Annotated in this window: 15 protein-coding genes; 8 read left to right on the top strand and 7 right to left on the bottom strand. The window is 67.7% G+C overall.

The features are described 5' to 3' along the window. The first annotated feature begins 92 nt into the window (after window positions 1–92). On the top strand, window positions 93–1,052 hold the full coding sequence (locus DM992_RS20055; protein ID WP_111018330.1) for a LysR family transcriptional regulator: 960 nt from the start codon (window positions 93–95) through the stop codon (window positions 1,050–1,052). A gap of 67 nt (window positions 1,053–1,119) precedes the next feature. On the opposite strand, the gene DM992_RS20050 is transcribed toward DM992_RS20055, so the two are convergent. Next, window positions 1,120–1,842, bottom strand: coding sequence for a haloacid dehalogenase type II (locus DM992_RS20050; RefSeq protein WP_111020309.1), 723 nt, complete (start codon window positions 1,840–1,842; stop codon window positions 1,120–1,122). 216 nt (window positions 1,843–2,058) lie between these two features. Beyond that, a complete protein-coding gene (locus DM992_RS42325; RefSeq protein WP_204356159.1) occupies window positions 2,059–2,298 on the bottom strand; it encodes a hypothetical protein in 240 nt (79 codons plus the stop codon). Between the two features lie 32 nt (window positions 2,299–2,330). Between DM992_RS42325 and DM992_RS20040 the strand changes: the two genes are divergently transcribed. Then, the gene (locus DM992_RS20040; protein ID WP_111018329.1) at window positions 2,331–4,580 is read left to right on the top strand and encodes an EAL domain-containing protein; all 2,250 of its coding nucleotides are present in this window, start codon (window positions 2,331–2,333) and stop codon (window positions 4,578–4,580) included. Window positions 4,581–4,593: 13 nt separating this feature from the next. Here the strand turns inward: DM992_RS20040 and DM992_RS20035 are convergent, their stop codons facing one another. Then, entirely contained in the window at window positions 4,594–5,661 is a 1,068-nt protein-coding gene (locus tag DM992_RS20035) for a diguanylate cyclase (RefSeq protein ID WP_111018328.1), read from the bottom strand. A 58-nt stretch (window positions 5,662–5,719) separates the two neighbouring features. Continuing rightward, window positions 5,720–6,724, bottom strand: coding sequence for a chemotaxis response regulator protein-glutamate methylesterase (locus DM992_RS20030; protein ID WP_111018327.1), 1,005 nt, complete (start codon window positions 6,722–6,724; stop codon window positions 5,720–5,722). A gap of 352 nt (window positions 6,725–7,076) precedes the next feature. Here DM992_RS20030 and DM992_RS20025 point away from each other — a divergent pair, with 352 nt between their 5' ends. Then, window positions 7,077–7,505 carry a hypothetical protein gene (locus DM992_RS20025; protein ID WP_111018326.1) on the top strand — a complete coding sequence of 143 codons (429 nt, stop codon included), beginning with the start codon at window positions 7,077–7,079 and terminating at the stop codon, window positions 7,503–7,505. A 49-nt stretch (window positions 7,506–7,554) separates the two neighbouring features. Here DM992_RS20025 and DM992_RS20020 read toward each other — a convergent pair whose 3' ends face one another. Beyond that, the gene (locus tag DM992_RS20020; protein ID WP_072436500.1) at window positions 7,555–7,779 is read right to left on the bottom strand and encodes a hypothetical protein; all 225 of its coding nucleotides are present in this window, start codon (window positions 7,777–7,779) and stop codon (window positions 7,555–7,557) included. A 345-nt stretch (window positions 7,780–8,124) separates the two neighbouring features. Here DM992_RS20020 and DM992_RS20015 point away from each other — a divergent pair, with 345 nt between their 5' ends. Genes DM992_RS20015 through DM992_RS20005 form a run of 3 tightly spaced genes read left to right on the top strand, consistent with a single transcriptional unit; the run spans window position 8,125 to window position 10,803 of the window. After that, window positions 8,125–8,814, top strand: a complete 690-nt coding sequence (locus tag DM992_RS20015) for a DUF969 domain-containing protein (protein WP_111018325.1) — start codon at window positions 8,125–8,127, stop codon at window positions 8,812–8,814. After that, on the top strand, window positions 8,811–9,761 hold the full coding sequence (locus tag DM992_RS20010; RefSeq protein ID WP_111018324.1) for a DUF979 domain-containing protein: 951 nt from the start codon (window positions 8,811–8,813) through the stop codon (window positions 9,759–9,761). The genes DM992_RS20015 and DM992_RS20010 overlap by 4 nt, the downstream gene beginning before the upstream one ends. A 19-nt stretch (window positions 9,762–9,780) precedes the next feature. Beyond that, complete coding sequence (locus DM992_RS20005; RefSeq protein WP_111020308.1) at window positions 9,781–10,803, top strand: DUF2891 domain-containing protein; 1,023 nt, start codon at window positions 9,781–9,783, stop codon at window positions 10,801–10,803. A 171-nt stretch (window positions 10,804–10,974) separates the two neighbouring features. Here DM992_RS20005 and DM992_RS20000 read toward each other — a convergent pair whose 3' ends face one another. After that, on the bottom strand, window positions 10,975–13,203 hold the full coding sequence (locus DM992_RS20000) for a TonB-dependent receptor (RefSeq protein ID WP_111018323.1): 2,229 nt from the start codon (window positions 13,201–13,203) through the stop codon (window positions 10,975–10,977). Window positions 13,204–13,532: 329 nt separating this feature from the next. On the opposite strand from DM992_RS20000, the gene DM992_RS19995 reads away from it, so the two are divergent. Beyond that, window positions 13,533–14,597: an asparaginase gene (locus tag DM992_RS19995; protein WP_111018322.1), complete on the top strand. Its 1,065-nt coding sequence runs from the start codon at window positions 13,533–13,535 to the stop codon at window positions 14,595–14,597. 93 nt (window positions 14,598–14,690) lie between these two features. On the opposite strand, the gene DM992_RS19990 is transcribed toward DM992_RS19995, so the two are convergent. Beyond that, on the bottom strand, window positions 14,691–15,665 hold the full coding sequence (locus DM992_RS19990) for a LysR family transcriptional regulator (RefSeq protein ID WP_111018321.1): 975 nt from the start codon (window positions 15,663–15,665) through the stop codon (window positions 14,691–14,693). 141 nt (window positions 15,666–15,806) lie between these two features. Between DM992_RS19990 and aspA the strand changes: the two genes are divergently transcribed. Continuing rightward, the gene (aspA, locus tag DM992_RS19985) at window positions 15,807–17,213 is read left to right on the top strand and encodes an aspartate ammonia-lyase (protein WP_111018320.1); all 1,407 of its coding nucleotides are present in this window, start codon (window positions 15,807–15,809) and stop codon (window positions 17,211–17,213) included. Window positions 17,214–17,240: the final 27 nt, after the last annotated feature.

Genomic DNA, 17,240 nt, shown 5'->3' with positions numbered 1-17,240 from the left:
GATTCATGATGTACCGATAAAGAAACCGGTTGGATGTGCAATTATGCATATCGACGGCCGGCCCGGAGACTCCAGCCCCTTTTTCCTCGCCGATGCGACATGCCACCGAGCCGGTTTCCGGCAACCTGAACTGGGACGACCTGCGATTCTTCCTCGAAGTCGCGCGTACGCAGCGCGCGAGCGGCGCGGCGAAGCGGCTCGGGGTCGACTACACGACCGTCGCGCGGCGCGTCCGCGCGCTCGAGGCCGCGATGGGCACGCTGCTGTTCGACAAGTCGCGCTCCGGCGGCTTCACGCTGACGGCCGAAGGGCAGCGGCTCGTCGCGTATGCGGACGCGATGGAGACGACCGTGCAGTCCGCATGCGATCAGGTCGCGAACACCGGCGAGGCGCTGTCGGGCCACGTGCGGATCGGGTCGACCGAGGGGTTCGGCTGCTTTTTCCTGGCGCCGCAGCTCGCGCAGTTTCGCGCCGCGCATCCGCACGTGACGGTCGACCTGCTGCCGGTTCCGCATTTCGTCAACCTGCCGAAGCGCGAGGCCGACCTGGCGATCACGCTCGAGCGGCCCGAGCGTGGGCCTTACGTGGTCACGAAGCTGTGCGACTACCAGTTGCGGCTCTACGCGACGCGCGACTATCTCGCGAACCATGCGCCGATCGTGTGCACCGGCGATCTCGCGCGGCACGCGTTCATCAGCTATGTCGACGATCTCGCGTTCAGCAGCGAGCTGCTGTACCTGGACCGTGCAGTGCCGGGCGCGACGGCCGGGCTGCGCACGACGAGCGTGATCGCGCAATATTTCGCGGCGCTGCAGGGCGGCGGGCTCGCGATCCTGCCGTGCTTCATGGCGGCCACGCAGCCGGCGCTGGTGCCGGTGCTGCCGGATGACGTGGTCGTTACGCGGTGTTTCTGGCTGACCTGCCGCGAGGATCTGCGCAAGCTGCGGCGCGTGACCGCGCTGTGGGATTACCTGCGCGCGGCGGCGGATGCGAACCGGGAATTGCTGATGGGGGAGTCGGGGACGTTGGAATTCGTCGGCGAGGCCGATTAGCCGGTGACGGAAGCGGCGGCGATTCGCGCGGCGCTCGCGGCGAAGGGGCAAACCGCGCAGCCGGCATTCAACCCGGGCAGCCGAGCCGATCCGCGAGTTCGTTCAGGTCCCTGACATCGAAGTCCCACGCATCGTCGGCTTCCAGGTCGGTCGTCTGGCCGGGCCCGTGTTCGGTCGGGCGCAGCACGAACGCGGTCGACAGCCCGAGCCGGCGCGCGGCGGCGAGATCGCCGTTGTGGGCCGCGACCAGGCACAGCTCGGCCGGCGCGACGCCGAGAATGTCGACCGTGTCGCTGTATACCTGCGGCGACGGCTTGTACGCGCGGACGACTTCCGCACCGAGGATCGCGTCCCACGGCAGCCCCGCGCGTTTCGCGACGTCGACCATCAGCCGGATGTTGCCGTTCGACAGCGGCGCGATGATGAAGCGCCGCTTCAGCCGGTGCAGCGCGGCGACCGCGTCGGGCCACGGGTCGAGGCTGTGCCACGCGAGGTTGAGCGCATCGATGTCCGCGTCGGGCACGTCGACGATCCCGTAGCGGTCGAGCGTGCGCACGAGGTTCTCGCGATGCAGCACGTCGAGCCGCACGTAGCGGCGGCGCCCGCTGCGGATTTCTTCCATCGACGGCGAATATTCGGCTCGCCATGCATCGGCGAACGCGAACGGATCGAGCGCCGGCGCGTGGCGCTCCAGAAACGCGGCAGCGCCGCGTGCGACACCGCTTCTCCAGTCGACGATCGTTCCGAAGACATCGAAAACGAGCGCCTTGATTTCGGTGGGGTTCGTCATGGTGATCCAGTGAAGGTCGTTCGATGAGGACACACATCGCCGTGCCGCCGGAATGCGCGACGCCGGTTCGATCGACATTGAATCACGGATACGAAAACGCGGCTTGGCGGGGCCGGGATGTCTTCCGGGTGCCACCGGAACGGGGGAAAGGGCAAGGGCGGGGCAAGGGCGTGGCCGCCGGCCCGAAAACACCGGCGGCCGTGCGCGTCGGGCCGCTCAGCTCCTGTCGTACGAGAACCGGATGCCGGCCGTGCCGCCGGTTTCGATGAACAGGTTCACGAACGCCGACGCATCAACCGCGCGTAAGCCCTGATGCGCGTGGACGCGCGGGTTGTCACGGATTGGTGTTAAATACATTTCGGCGCGTTCTGGCTCGGCGCGCAACGGGGCGCACCGGGCATCGGCGTAAACCCGGAGCGAAAACGGCACGAAGGATCGAAAACGAATCGGGCGCATCAGACCCGATCGGACAGACGGCAGGATTCAACTTGAATACCGAACCGCAAAGTTCTCGTTACAGCCTCGGACTCGCCGCGGAAGTGCTCGCGTCGGAGCAGAGCGTGCTGAGGCTGATCACGCGCAACACGCCGCTGCCGGAACTGTTGATGGAAGTCTGCCGGCGCGCCGAGACTTTGCTCGGCGGCGGTGCATCGTGCACGATCCTGCTGCTCGATACGGACGGCGTGCACGTGCGTGTCGGCGCGGCGCCGTCGTTGCCCGCGCAGTACAGCGCCGCGATCGACGGCGCGTCGATCGGGCCGGCGGCGGGCTCATGCGGCACGGCGATGTACGAGCGCCGGATGGTCGCCGTCGAAGATATCGAAACCGATCCGCTGTGGGCCGACTACCGTTCCGTCGCGTTGCCGCTGGGCCTGCGCGCGTGCTGGTCGGTGCCGTTCCTCGACGAGGCAGGCGCGGTGCTCGGCGCGTTCGCCGTCTATTACCGCACGCCGCGCCGGCCGAGCGACGAGCAAACCGCACTGTTGCGCGATATCGGCAACAGCGTCGGCCTCGCGGTTCACCAGGACCGGATGGTGCGGCAGCTTGCGCGCAGCGAGGAACATCACCGGCTCGTCGTCAACAGCCTGAACGAAGGGATTCTCGTGGTGTCGCGCGACGGCATCGTGGTCGCGAGCAACCCGAGCGCGAACCGGATGATGCGCGTGAAGGGCGACCTCGTCGGCCGCCGGCTGTCGACGGTGATCCTGCGCAAGCTGCACGAGGACGGCACGCCGATCGCGCCGGACGACTGGCCGAGCCGGCTCGCGCTCGTGACGGCCACGCCGCAGCTCGGCTACACGGTCGGCTTCGGCCTGGCGGACGGCGACATCATCTGGGTGCGCGGCAACGCGGTGCCGATCGTGAAGCCGGGCGAGACGCAGGCCGACTCGGTGCTCGTGTCGTTCAACGACATCGGCCCGGTGCGCGAAGCGCAGCAGCAGTTGCGCTACCTGGCGACGCGCGATGCGCTGACGGGCCTCTACAACCGCCGCTGGCTCGGCGACCGGATGCGCGAGTTGTTCGGCCGGCACGATGCGGCGGCCGGGCCCGCGCGCGTCGCGATCCTGTTCATCGATCTCGTCGGCTTCAAGAAGGTCAACGACACGGCCGGCCACGATGCCGGCGACGCGCTGCTGCGCAGCGTCGCGGCGCGGCTCGAGGCCTGCGCGGGCGGCCGGCATGCGCTCACGCGCGTCGGCGGCGACGAGTTCGTGATCCTCGTCGAGGACTGCGACGATCCGGACTGTCTCGCGGTGCTCGCACGCGAGGTGATCGACGCGATCGCGAAGCCGTTCGAGATCGCGAACAACGAGTACTGGCTCGGCGTGTCGATCGGGATCAGCGTTGCGCCGCGCGACGGCGACGACGCCGTCACGCTGATGCGCAACGCCGATTCGGCGATGTACGACGCGAAGCAGCGCGGCCGCAACCACTTCACGTTCTTCACCGCGCAGCTCAACCTGCGGCTGCAGCGCCGTTTCGCGGTCGAGCAGTCGCTGCGGCGCGCGCTCGCGTCGGACATGCTGCGGCTCGCGTATCAGCCTGTCGTCGACGCACGCAGCGGCCGCACGGTCGGCGCCGAGGCGCTGCTGCGCTGGACGAGCCCCGAACTCGGGCCGATTTCGCCCGCGGAATTCATTCCGGTCGCCGAAGATACGGGGCTGATCGTCGCGATCGGCCAGTGGGTGCTCGAAACCGCGTGCCGGCAGGCGGCCGAATGGCGCCGCACGATCGCGCCGGACCTGATGCTGGCCGTCAATCTGTCGCCGCGGCAGTTCCACGAAGGGCTCGTCGAATCGGTCGGCCGCTGTCTCGCGCAAACGCGGCTCGATCCGTCCGCGCTCGAGCTCGAGATCACGGAAGGACTGCTGATGAATGACACGGACACCGTGCTGCCGATGCTCGAAGCGCTCACGGACATGAACGTGCGGATCTCGGTCGACGATTTTGGCACAGGTTATTCGTCGCTCGCGTACCTGAAGCGCTTTCCGCTGCACAACCTGAAGGTCGACCGCTCGTTCGTATCGGGCGTGCCCGATCATCACGATTCGGTCGCGATCACGCAGGCCGTCGTTGCGATGGCGCATTCGCTCGGGATGAAGGTCACGGCCGAAGGCGTCGAGACGCAGGCGCAATCGTGGTTCCTGCAGCAGATCGGCTGCGACATGCAGCAGGGCTACCTGTTCAGCCGCCCGCTCGACGCGGACGACTACGCGCGCCGGCTCGGCGCCGCGTGAGCGCGGCGCACGCTCAGTCGTCGCGCGGCGCGCCGAATTCGCCGGCGCCTGGCCACGGTGCCGACACATCGATTTCGACGCGGTTCTTGCCTTCGTGCTTCGCACGGTACAGCGCGCGATCGGCGGCCTCGATCAGCACGGTCGTCGGCAGGCCGGGCGCCGGCACGATGCTCGCTCCGCCGATGCTGATCGTCACGGTGTTGCCCGTCGACGAATGCGCGTGCCGCAGCCGCAGCGCCTCGACCGCAAGACGGATCTTCTCGCCGAGCAGCCGCGCTGCGCCCGGCGACGTGGCCGGCATCACGACCGCGAATTCCTCGCCGCCGAAGCGCGCGGCGAGATCGCCCGACTGCCCGAGACAGCGCTCGATGGTCGACGCGATCTGCTTGAGCACGCTGTCGCCCGACACGTGCCCGTACGTGTCGTTGTACAGCTTGAAATTGTCGACGTCGATCATCAGCAGCGACAGCTCGCTGCGCTCGCGCGTGCCGCGCCGCCATTCGGCGGCCAGGTATTCGTCGAGATAGCGGCGGTTGGACAGCCCGGTCAGCCCGTCCGAGTGCGTGAGACGCCGCAGTTCGAGATTGGCCTCGAGCAGTTGCTGCTGCGATTGCCGCAGCGCGCGATAGGCCTCGTCGCGCTGCAGCAGGTTCATGTACGAGCGTGAGTGGTAGCGGATGCGCGCAACGAGCTCGATGCGATCGGGCAGCTTCACGAGATAGTCGTTCGCGCCGGCCGCGAATGCGGCGCTCTTGATCACGGGCTCTTCCTGCGTCGACAGCACGATGATCGGGACGTCGCGCGTCGCCGGATTCGCGCGGTACGTCTTCACGAGGCTCAGCCCGTCGGTGCCGGGCATCACGAGGTCCTGCAGGATCACGGTCGGCCTCGTCTCGATCGCGGTAGCCATCGCGTCGTCCGAGCGCGGGCAGTAGTGGAAGTCGATGCTTTCCTCGTCGACGAGCGCGCGTCGCACGGCTTCCGCGACGATCGTCTGGTCGTCGACCAGCAACACCATTGCCGGCACGTCGACGGGCGGCGTATGCGGGCCGCCCGGTGGGCGAGTCAGGTCGCTAGTCATGATCGATGCGGGTTGTTGCAGGGGCAGGCATGGGTGTTGCGCGTGTTCATCGTCGGGATCAGATTCGCGCGAGCGCCGCGAGCTCGCCCGCGATGCGGCCGAGCGGCAGGATTGCGCGCGCCGCGCCGAGCGTCGCGGCCGCCTTCGGCATGCCGTACACGGCGCTCGTCGCCTCGTCCTGCGCGATCGTATGGTAGCCCTTCATCCGCAGCGCCTTCAGGCCGATCGCGCCGTCGCGCCCCATCCCGGTGAGCAGCACGCCGATCACGCGGCCGGGCCAGTACTCGGTCAGGCTGTTGAAGAACACGTCGACCGACGGCCGATACGGCGTGGCGGCCGGCTCGCGCGTGTATTCGAGCGTGCCGGCGCGCGTGATGCGCAGGTGATCGTCGGTCGCGGCGAGCAGCGCGACGCCAGGCTGCGGGCGGTCGCCTTCGCGTGCGACGCGCACGGCGAGCGGCGTCTGGCCGTCGAGCCATTGCGCCATGCCTTCGGCGAATGCGCGGTCGACGTGCTGCACGATCACGATCGGCGCGCTGAAATCGGCCGGCAGGGCGCCGAGGATCGACGCGAGCGCGCCGGGGCCGCCGGCCGATGCGCCGATCGCGACCAGCGGGCCGCCGCCGGCGCGGGTGGCCGTGCCGGCAATGCGCGTGCCGCCGGGTGCATCGAGCAGGCGGCCGATCTGGTCGATCTTCGCAAGCAGTAACCGGGTCGTGTCGCCGGCCGCGCCATCGCCGAGCCGCGGCGTGTCGACCGCGTCGAGCGCGCCGGCGCCCATCGCCTCGTACACGCGCCACGCGTTCGCGCCGATGCAGCTCGTCACGATCAGGATCGCGCACGGTCGTTCGGATCGCATGATCCGCCGCGTCGCTTCGATCCCGTCGAATTTCGGCATGATCAGGTCCATCAGCACGACGTCGGGCGGCTGCGTGGCGCACAGTTCGACGGCCTGCGCGCCGTCGGTCGCGACCCACAGCACGCGGTGCTCGGGCCGACGCGCGATCGCGCGGCGCATCGCCTCGACGGCAAGCGGGAGGTCGTTGACGATGCCGATGTTCACAAGCGGAATTCTCCGGTCGGTTCGTAATGTTGGAGGTAGGCCGGGTTCATGGAAGGGGCTGCCTGTTCGGCGCTGCCGGACGGCAGCGGTGGCCGGACGGCGCGGCATTCTTTTTCGGTTGGCGACGCCCCGAATGCTGTCATGCGGCGCGGGCGGCGGCAATCGAAAAATTTGCGCATTGCGCCGTTTCAGTGCGTTTCCTCTATGACGATGACGGTGCGGCGTTTCCGGCCGGTAACGGAACCGGGCCGGCGCACGCGTGCATGCCGGGGCCATGCGAGCTCGCCGCGGCAGGCTGCAGCAGCACGCATGTTACCGTGCCGGCTTCGACAAAAAGCACGAGGAGAACCGGATGACCGCGCCCGACACCACGCTCGTCAGCCGCGACCCATACGCGCCGGTCGTGATCGAACGCGACGGCCGGTTGCTGTACCGGATCGACATCGAGAGCGGGCACGCGTCGTTCTACCGCGAGTTTCCGGTCGAGCCCGACGCGGTGCGCGTGCTGCGCGACGACGCCGAGCGCTACTACTTCCTGTTCGCGGCGCTTCATCATCCGTACCAGTTGCGCGCGACGAACCTGTCCGACGCCGAGCGCGAACGCTACTTCAGCACGATCCTGTTTGCCGGCCGCGACGAGGTCGAAACGTTCCTGACGCAGATCGACCGCGACAGCAACGGCGCCGTATCGAACCTGTTGAGGATCTTCACGCAGGCCGACTACGGGCAATTGCGCGCGGGCCGGTGGTTCGGCGCGGGCGCCGGCACGCCGGCCGCATAGCGGGTCGCAACCGGGCACCCGGCCGCGCACCGGATGCGCGGCCGCGCCGTCAATGGCTGCGCGCGTACCCCTGGATCAGCGCGCGCATCATCCCTTCGACCGTCGCGTCGAGCAGGTCGGATTCCTGTTCGGCCTCCTCGACGAGCGCGGCATAGGCGGTCGCGAGCGTCACGCGGTCGACTTCATTGCGCTGTTCCATCAGCGTCACCATCCCGTCCTTCGCCAGATGAGCGGAGAACGCGCGGCTGCCGATGGTCTGGAATACGTCAATCATGGCGGCTCTCCCGTACGTTGCAGATACTTTCCAGTTTAGTCGGCGCACCGGGGCTCCGCCACGCGCGGCGGCCTGTGCCGGCGTGCGCCGGCCGCGCGAATGCGGGGAACGGCATGCCGCAACGCCTGCGGCTGCGCCGCCTGACCGGCGATCGATTCCTCCGATGAAACGCCGCCGACACATGGTCCGTGCACGGTGTCCGCATGCTTCAACGTTTACCCGAACCAGCAAATCGTCGACTTTTTATCGATAAAGTCTCGTGTTAGATTTCGCGGTCAGAGCCCGGTCCAAACCGGGCATGCGGCGCGTCGCGAACGCGCCGCGCGTCCAACAAAAGGAGGAGCAATGCTGGTGCTGATTGGGGTGCCGATCGTCGTGATCGGTTTCGCGCTGCGCTTCAATGCGCTGCTGGTGGTCACGATCGCGGGGCTCGCGACGGGGCTGGCGGGCGGGCTGAATCTCGTCGACATCGTCAGCGCGTTCGGCAAGGCGTTCACCGAAAACCGCTACATGGGCCTCATCTGGCTGACGCTGCCGGTGATCGCGCTGCTCGAGCGCAACGGGCTCAAGGAGCAGGCGAAGCGGATGATCTCGCGCGTGCAGGCGGCGACCACGGGCCGCGTGCTGATGCTCTATTTCGTGCTGCGCCAGGCGACGGCCGCGCTCGGCCTCACGTCGCTCGGCGGCCATGCGCAGATGGTGCGGCCGCTGATCGCGCCGATGGCCGAGGCCGCCGCCGTCGGCCGGCACGGCGAACTGCCCGAGTCGGTACGCCAGCAGATTCGCGCGCACGCGTCGGGCGTCGACAACATCGCCGTGTTCTTCGGCGAGGACATCTTCATCGCGATCCAGTCGATCCTGCTGATCAAGGGCTTTCTCGAACAGAACGGGATTGTCGTCGAGCCGCTGCACCTGTCGGTATGGGCGATCCCGACCGCGATCGCCGCGCTGCTGATCCACTGCACGCGCCTCGCGCTGCTCGACCGCCGGCTGGCGCGCGGCTGCGGCTTGCTGGCGCAGGAGGGCGCGCGATGATCGGCCTCGAATCGCTGTACACGCTCGCGGGGCTGATGTTCGCCGCGTTCGCGTGCTTCAACCTGACGGACCGCACCAACCCGCGCCGCATCGTCAATTTCGCGTTCTGGGCGATCTATGCGGCCACGTTCCTGTTCGGCGCGCTGCTGCCGCATTTCGTGACGGGCTGCCTCGCGATCGGGCTCGCGGTGATCGCCGGCTCGGGCAAGCTCGGGCGCGGCAAGTCGGACGAAGCCGGCGAAGCGGCGGCCGTGCGGCGCGAGTCGCTCGCGCAGCGCTTCGGCAACCGGCTGTTCCTGCCCGCGCTGCTGATTCCGGTGGTCACGCTGATCGGCACGTTCGCACTGAAGCGCGTGCCGCTCGTCGACCCGAAGAGCGTGACGCTGATCTCGCTCGTGCTCGGCACGATCGTCGCGTTCGTCGTCGCGCTCGCGATGCTGCGCGATTCGCCCGTGCATGCGCTGAAGGAAGCGCGCCACACGATGGACGCGGTCGGCTGGGCGGCGATCCTGCCGCAGATGCTCGCGGCGCTCGGCGCGCTGTTCGCGGTCGCCGGTGTCGGCGGCGTGGTGTCGGGGCTCGTGAAGGACTGGGTGCCGATCGATTCGCCGTTCGCGGTCGTCGCGGCCTATACGGTCGGCATGGCGCTGTTCACGATGATCATGGGCAACGGCTTCGCCGCGTTCCCGGTGATGACGGCCGGCATCGGCCTGCCGCTGATCGTCCACCAGTTCCACGGCAACCCGGCGATCGTCGGCGCGATCGGGATGCTGAGCGGCTTCTGCGGTACGTTGATGACGCCGATGGCCGCGAACTTCAACATCGTGCCGGCGGCGCTGCTCGAACTGAAGGACAAGAACGGCGTGATCAAGGCGCAATGGCCGACGGCCGTGCTGCTGCTGGCCGTGAACACGCTGCTGATGTACGCATTCGTATTCCGTTTCTGACTCGATGGACGAGATCCTCATGACCGATCGACTCACGCCCGAACTCGCGTCGAAATTCGCGTCGCTCGCGCTCGCGCACCTGACCCGCGAATATCCGAACAAGCTCACGCATTCGCTCGCGGGCCCGCACGACGTGCAGGGGCCGCGCGCGCTGCACCCGATCTTCTACGGCAGCTACGACTGGCACTCGTGCGTGCACGGCTACTGGCTCGTGCTGCGCGTGCTCGAACGCTATCCGGCGCTGCCGGAGGCCGAGCGCATCGTCGCGATCGTCGACGCGCACTTCACCGACGCGAACGTTGCCGGCGAGCGCGCGTATCTCGCGCTGCCGCACAACGGCGGCTTCGAGCGGCCGTACGGCTGGGCGTGGCTGCTCGCGCTGTCCGCGCAGCTCGAGCGGCTCGCGCTGAAGGGCGTGCTGCCGCAGGCCGCGCGCTGGGCGAAGACGATGGCGCCGCTCACCGACCTGTTCGTGTCGCGCTTCGAAACCTTCCTGCCGAAAGCGACCTATCCGCTGCGTGTCGGCACGCACTTCAACACCGCGTTCGCGCTGGCGCTCACGCTCGACTTCGCGCGCGACACGCAGCGCGACGGGCTCGCGGCGCTGATCGTCGACACCGCGAAGCGCTGGCACCTGAACGACGTCGCGTGCCAGGCGTGGGAGCCGTCGGGCGACGAATTCCTGTCGCCCGCGCTGATGGAAGCGGAGCTGATGCGGCGCGTGCTGCCGGCGGACGAATTCGACGGCTGGTTCGCGCGCTTCCTGCCGGATCTCGCGCACGGCGAGCCGGCGACGCTGTTCGAGCCGGCGACGGTCAGCGACCGCAGCGACGGCAAGATCGCGCACCTCGACGGGTTGAACCTGAGCCGCGCATGGTGCCAGCGGGCGCTCGCCGGCGCGCTGCCGGAAGGCGATGCGCGGCGCGCGAAGCTGCTCGACGCGGCCGGCCGGCATCTCGCGAGCGCGCTCGCGCACGTGGCCGGCGATTACATGGGCGAGCACTGGCTCGCGACGTTCGCGTTGCTCGCGCTGGAAGCGTAGCGCACGAGAGCGAAACCCCGCCGGCGGCAAGGTCATCGGGGGCGCGGCTACCAGGAGCGCGTGCAGGAAGCGATGAAGCGTTTCACGAACGTGAAGACGTATTCGCTGCCGTGGCGAGCGCGGGCGGGAAGGGCGCGTCGTGCCCTCCCGCCGCAGCCGGCATGATGGGTGTTACTGATAGAAGTTGAGCGTGACCATCGCCGAACGGCCCGGCGCCCACGTCGCGTAGATCGGATACGCGCTCGAGTAATACTTCTTGTCGAACAGGTTCTGCACGTTCAGCTGAACGTCCATCGTCTTGTTCACGCGCCACGTTGCGGCCGCGTCGAAGCGCGCATAGCCGGGCGTCCATTTCTTCACAGCCGGCGAAACCGACGCGTAGGTCTTGCTCATCACCGTCGCACCCGCGCCGAGCGTCAGCTTCGGCATCACGTCGTAGCTCGTCCACAGCGTGAAGCTGTGCTTCGGCACCATCACCATCGGCAGGCCGGCGCCGCCACGATTGCCGGGGCCGGCATCGACCGTCACCGCGTTCAGGTACGTATAGCCGCCGAACACGTGCCACTTGTCCGTCAGGTTGCCCGCGAAGCCCAATTCGGCGCCGCGCACGCGCTGCTTGCCCGCGTTGATCGTATGGCCGAGGCCGTCGCTGACCTGCGCATTGGTTTTCTCGGTGTCGAACAGCGCGGACGTCAACGAAAGCTGCTGGTCGATCACGTCCCACTTCGCGCCGACCTCGATGTTGCGCGTGCGCTCGGGCGTCAGGTTCTGGTTTCTCGCCGTGATCTGGTCGGTGCCGCCGCCGAGACCGCCGTTCGAGCCGGGCGGGTTCGACGACGTGCCGTACGACGCATACAGGCTCACGGTGCGCACGGGCTTGTAGACGAGACCGAACTGGTAGCTGAACAGGTTCGACGTATTCGACAGGTTGGCCGCGCCGGCCTGCTTCGCGGTGAGGTCGTAGCGGTCGAAACGCAGCCCCGCGTTGAACAGCCACTGCTCGGTCAGCCTGATCGTATCGAAGACGTACGCCGACGCAGTGGCGGTGCGCGTGTTGGTCGTCGCGCCGGGAAAGCCCTTGTCGCCGTTCAGCACGATATTGCCGGTCCATGGCATGTTCGGGTTCCAGCCGCCCGCGAGCGGCGTGCAGTTCCCTGGCACCGTGCACGGGCCGCCCGTGCGGATGTTGTTGCCTTTCGCGTCTGTCACGAGGTAGCCCTCGTAGCGGTTCTGTTCCAGGCTGAATTCGACGCCGGCCGTCAGCGTGTGCTGCATGCCGAACAGGTTCGTGCGGCCGGTCACTTCGGTCTGGTTCGCGATGCCGTTGGTCGCGTACTTGCCGCTCTTCGCCTGCAGGCCCAGCATGTTCGGATTCGACGCGAGGATCTGCGGATTCGTCGCCACGTAGTCGAGCGTGGTGCGGCCGAACATCGTCGTGTTCTTCAGCTTCCAGTCGTCGTTGATGCGATGCTCGACGCGCACTTCCCCGGTGTCGGTCTGCCCGTAGCGGTAGTCGCGCGTGTTCAGCCCGAAGAACTGCCCGCGATCGGTCGGCACCGGCGTGCCGCCCGACGCGCGGAACGGCACGCTGAAGTCCGGCATGTCGTACGAGTTCATGTGGTAGTAGCTGACCGTGACCGTGGTCGGCGTGTTCAACCCGAATACGATCGACGGCGCGACGCCCCAGCGCTTGTTGTATACGTCGTTGCGGCCGGCCTGGTTCGCGTCGTGGCCCATCACGTTCAGGCGCACGGCGGTCGTGTCGCCGATCTTGCGGTTCGCGTCGACCGTCGCGCGCTTGTAGCCGTCGGTGCCGAAGCCGATGCTGCTGTTGATGAAGTTGTCGTTTTTCGGCGTCTTCGTGACGATGTCGACGCTGCCGCCCACCGAGCCGCGGCCCGCATAGACCGAATCGGGGCCCTTGATCACGCTGATTTGCTCGACGGCGAACGTCTCGCGGTTCTGCAGCCCCGAGTCGCGCATCCCGTCGACGAAGATCGAATTGCGCGATTCGAAGCCGCGGATCACCGGACGGTCGGCCGACGGGTTCGCGGCCGCGTCGCCGCCGAGGAACGTGATGCCCGGCACCGAGCGCAGCGCGTCCGCGAACGACGTAACGTTCTTTTCCTTGATCAGTTGCTCGGGGATCACCGTGACCGAACGCGGCGTGTCGAGCAGCGGCGCGGTGAACTTGTACGACGGCGAGCGCTTCACCTGCATGTCCGACAGCGCGGACGACTGGACCGAGATCGTCGGCAGCGTCGCCGGTGCGTCGGCGGTGGCGGCAGGCTGACCGGCGGCGGGAGCGGCTTCGGCGGAGGCGAGCAGCGGCGTCAGGAAAACGGAGCAGTAAAGCGCCGACACGAGGGCACGGGGCTTCGTCTTGAACTGGGCGGGCATATCGGGAAGCAACGGTGGTTCGGTGATCGGGCGCGTTTTCTCGATGCCGGCAGCACAGGCTCCAAACATCGAGGGGCGATAATGCGAATGCGTATGATTCGCGTTCGCAGGCGCAATTGTACGAATTGGTGCCAAATATGTAAACGATTGAATGGTTTTTGTATTAATTCGGTCGGGTTTTCGTGGGCGGCGCGGCTGCTGCCTTTGCGTCACGTGCAACACCGCTTTCCATTGCCCGGTCCGCTCGCCGCGGTGACGACTCGATACACTTCCGTACCGGTTGGACGGGCCCCGGCAAGCAGGCCCGAGCAAGGAGGAGACAGGACACGATGGACATCCAACGCGCAGCGGTCGTCACGTACCGCGGCAATGCGATCGAGAACACGCACGTCGCCCATGTGGCGGTGGTGGATGCAAGCGGCAGGTTGCTCGCCCGGTTCGGCGATCCGTTCCGGATGACGCTGGCGCGCTCGGCAGCCAAGCCGGCCCAGGCGCTGTCGGTGATCGAGACGGGCGCGCCCGAGCGCTTCGGCTTCGACGACGCGGACATCGCGCTGATGTGCGCGTCGCACAGCAGCGAGGACCGGCACATCGAACGCACGCGGGCGATGCTCGCCAAGGTCGCCGCGCACGAGTCGGATTTGCGTTGCGGCGGCCATCCGCCATTGTCCGATGCGGTGTACCGGTCGTGGATCAAGCGCGACTACACGCCGACCGGCGTGTGCAGCAACTGTTCGGGCAAGCATGTCGGGATGCTGGCCGGTGCGCAGGCGATCGGCGCCGCGATGGCCGATTACCATCTGCCCGACCATCCGATGCAGGTGCGCGTGAAGCGTGTCGTGGCCGAAGCGTGCGGCTTGCGCGACGACGAAGTCGACTGGGCGATCGACGGGTGCAACCTGCCGACGCCGGCGTTTTCGCTGGATCGGCTGGCGCGTCTCTACGCATCGCTGGCCGACGGCGCGGACACGGTGGAAGCGGGCGGCGGCGGGGTCCCCGAACGTGTTCGCGCGCTGGCGCGCATTCATCGTGCGATGACGGCGCATCCCGAACTGGTCGCCGGCGACGGGCGCTATTGCACGGTGCTGATGAACGCATTCGACGGGCAGGTCGTCGGCAAGCTCGGCGCCGATGCGTGCTACGGGCTCGGCGTGCGCGCATCGGAAAATACGCGGCGACTCGGCGCCGACGGCGCGCTCGGCATCTCGGTGAAGATCGAGGACGGCAATCTCGACGTGCTCTACATGGTCGTCAGCGAGATTCTCGAGCGGCTGCAGATCGGTACGACCGCGCAGCGCGCGCAACTGGCCGGCTTCCACCGGCCGCCGATGCTCAATACGCAGGGCATCGAGATCGGGCACGCCACGTTCCCGTTCGAACTGCAGCCAGCCTGAGCGTCGTCACCGCACCGATGCCGCCGGTCCGCGAACCGGGCCGCGCATCGGCGCCCGCCCGCCGGCCGATCGATCCGAGCACGAACGCGGGCGCTATGCGCGCGCGCCGCGAATCTTCGCCAGCTCGATGTCAGACAGCTCGCCGATCTGCGCAAGATGCTCCGCGAGAAAGTCCTTCAGCACGCGCAGCTTCGCCGAGCTGCGCCGGTTCGCCAGATACGCGATGTAGATGAATTCGCCCGTCAGTCGGTTCTGCAGCCGGTAGCGCGGCAGCACGGCTTCGAGTTGCCCGCTCGCGAGCAGGTCGCGCACCAGCCAGATCTCGAACTCCGCGATGCCGAGCCCCGCGCAGGTCGCTTCGAGCAGCAGCTCCGAATGGTCGGTGACGAGATTGCCGGCCGGCAGCACGCTGTGCCGCGCGTCGCCGTTCACGAGCTCCCAGCGCGGATCGCCTTCCGGGTGCACGTAGCGCAGGCAGTTGTGGTGCTTCAGGTCGTCCGGCGCCGACGGGCGCCCGCAGCGATCGAGATAGCCGGGTGTCGCGCACAGGATGCTGTCGTTGCGCGACAGCCGGTGGACGACCAGGTTGTCCAGGTAGTTCTCGCCTTCGTGGATGTCGAGATCGAAGCCGCCGGCCACGAGGTCGTTGTGGTTGTCGGTGAGCCGCACGTCGAGCTGGATCGTCGGGTAGCGCGCGAGGAACGGCGCGATCAGCGGTGCGAGGTGACGGCGGCCGAACGCGACCGGCGCGGTGAGCTTCAGCGGGCCGCTCGGCTGCGCATTCAGCTCGGCGACCACGCGCAGCGTGTCGTCGAGATCGGCGATCAGCGTGACGGCGCGTTCCAGGTAGATGTGGCCGGCCTCGGTCAGCGTCACGCTGTGCGTCGAACGGTGCAGCAGAGCGACGCCGAGCGTTTCCTCGATCGCCGTCACCTTGCGCGCGACGGTCGACGTCGACACGTGCATCTCCTTCGCGACCGCCGAAAAACTCCCCGTTTCGACCACTCTCACGAACGCGCGCATCGCGCCGAGGTGATCGATGCCTGTCTCTCTCACGCCTTTCTTCATTCGATTCTCGCTGTTGCGTCCTACGCAAAACCGCTTTCGATAATACATAGGCGAGCTTGTTTTTGCAAAGGCATAGAATGCGAACCCGTCGCGTCGGGAAGCGGCGCACGACGAGCGGCACGAGACACCCAGGAGGGCACGATGGCAGAAAACGGCTTCCGCGTCGAAGCGGATCTTTTAGGTAAACGAAGTATTCCGGATGCGGCCTACTACGGCGTTCATACGCTGCGCGCGAAAGAGAATTTCGACATTTCCGGCCGCAGTATCGCGACGCTGCCGTACTTCGTGATGGCGCTCGCGGCAGTGAAGGAAGCCGCGGCCGACGCCAACTGCGAGCTCGGGCTGCTGCCGCGGCCGTATCGCGATGCGATCGCCGCCGCGTGCGTCGAGATCCGCGAAGGGCGCCTGCACGACCAGTTCGTCGTCGACGTCATCCAGGGCGGGGCCGGCACGTCGACCAACATGAACGCGAACGAGGTGATCTGCAACCGCGCACTCGAAATCATGGGGCACGCGCGCGGGCAGTACGAATATCTGCATCCGAACGAGCACGTCAATCTCGCGCAGAGCACCAACGACGTCTATCCGACCGCGATCCGGATCGCGACGTGCTTCGCGGTCGAGCACCTGCTCGAGGCGATGGCGCGGCTGCGCGATGCGTTCGCGGAGCGGGCCGACGCGTTCGCGGGCCTGCTGAAGCTCGGCCGTACGCAGTTGCAGGACGCGGTGCCGATGACGCTCGGCCAGGAATTCTCGACGTACGCGGTGATGCTGACCGAAGACATCGCGCGGCTGCAGGAAGCCGGCTGGCTGATCCGCGAGATCAATCTCGGCGCGACCGCGATCGGCACCGGGATCACCGCGCATCCGCAGTACGCGGAGAAGGCGCTGGCGGCGCTGCGGCGCATTACCGGGCTCGACCTGAGCACCGCGCCGAACCTGATCGAGGCGACGCAGGATTGCGGCGCGTTCGTGCAGGTCTCGGGCGTGCTCAAGCGGATCGCCGTCAAGCTGTCGAAGATCTGCAACGACCTGCGGCTGCTGTCGAGCGGCCCGCGCGCGGGGTTCGGCGAGATCAACCTGCCGCCCGTGCAGGCCGGCTCGTCGATCATGCCGGGCAAGGTGAATCCGGTGATCCCGGAAGTCGTCAACCAGGTCGCGTTCGAGGTGTTCGGCAACGACCTGACCGTGACCTTCGCCGCCGAGGCCGGACAGCTTCAGCTCAACGCATTCGAGCCGGTGATCGCCAGCGCGCTGTTCCGCAGCTTCAGCCACCTGACGGCCGCATGCACGACGCTCGAGCAGCGGTGCGTGAGCGGGATCACCGCGAATCCCGAGCGGCTGCGCGAAACGATGGAGCGCTCGGTCGCGCTCGCGACCGCGCTGAACCCGTACATCGGCTACAAGCGCGCGACCGCCGTGGCCGCTGAAGCGCACGCAACCGGCAAGTCGATCCGCGAGGTCGTGCTGGAGCGCGAACTGATGACCGACGCGCAACTGGACGACGCGCTGCAGCCCGAAGCGCTGATCCGGCCGCGCGTGCTTTGACACCGGCCGCGCGGTGCCGGCGCGTGC

This window comes from Burkholderia sp. JP2-270 (genome assembly GCF_003233675.1).
In the GTDB taxonomy this organism is placed as follows: domain Bacteria; phylum Pseudomonadota; class Gammaproteobacteria; order Burkholderiales; family Burkholderiaceae; genus Burkholderia; species Burkholderia pyrrocinia_C.
The sequence above is the reverse complement of the archived record's forward strand: the minus strand, read 5'-3'. Positions and strand labels throughout refer to the sequence as shown.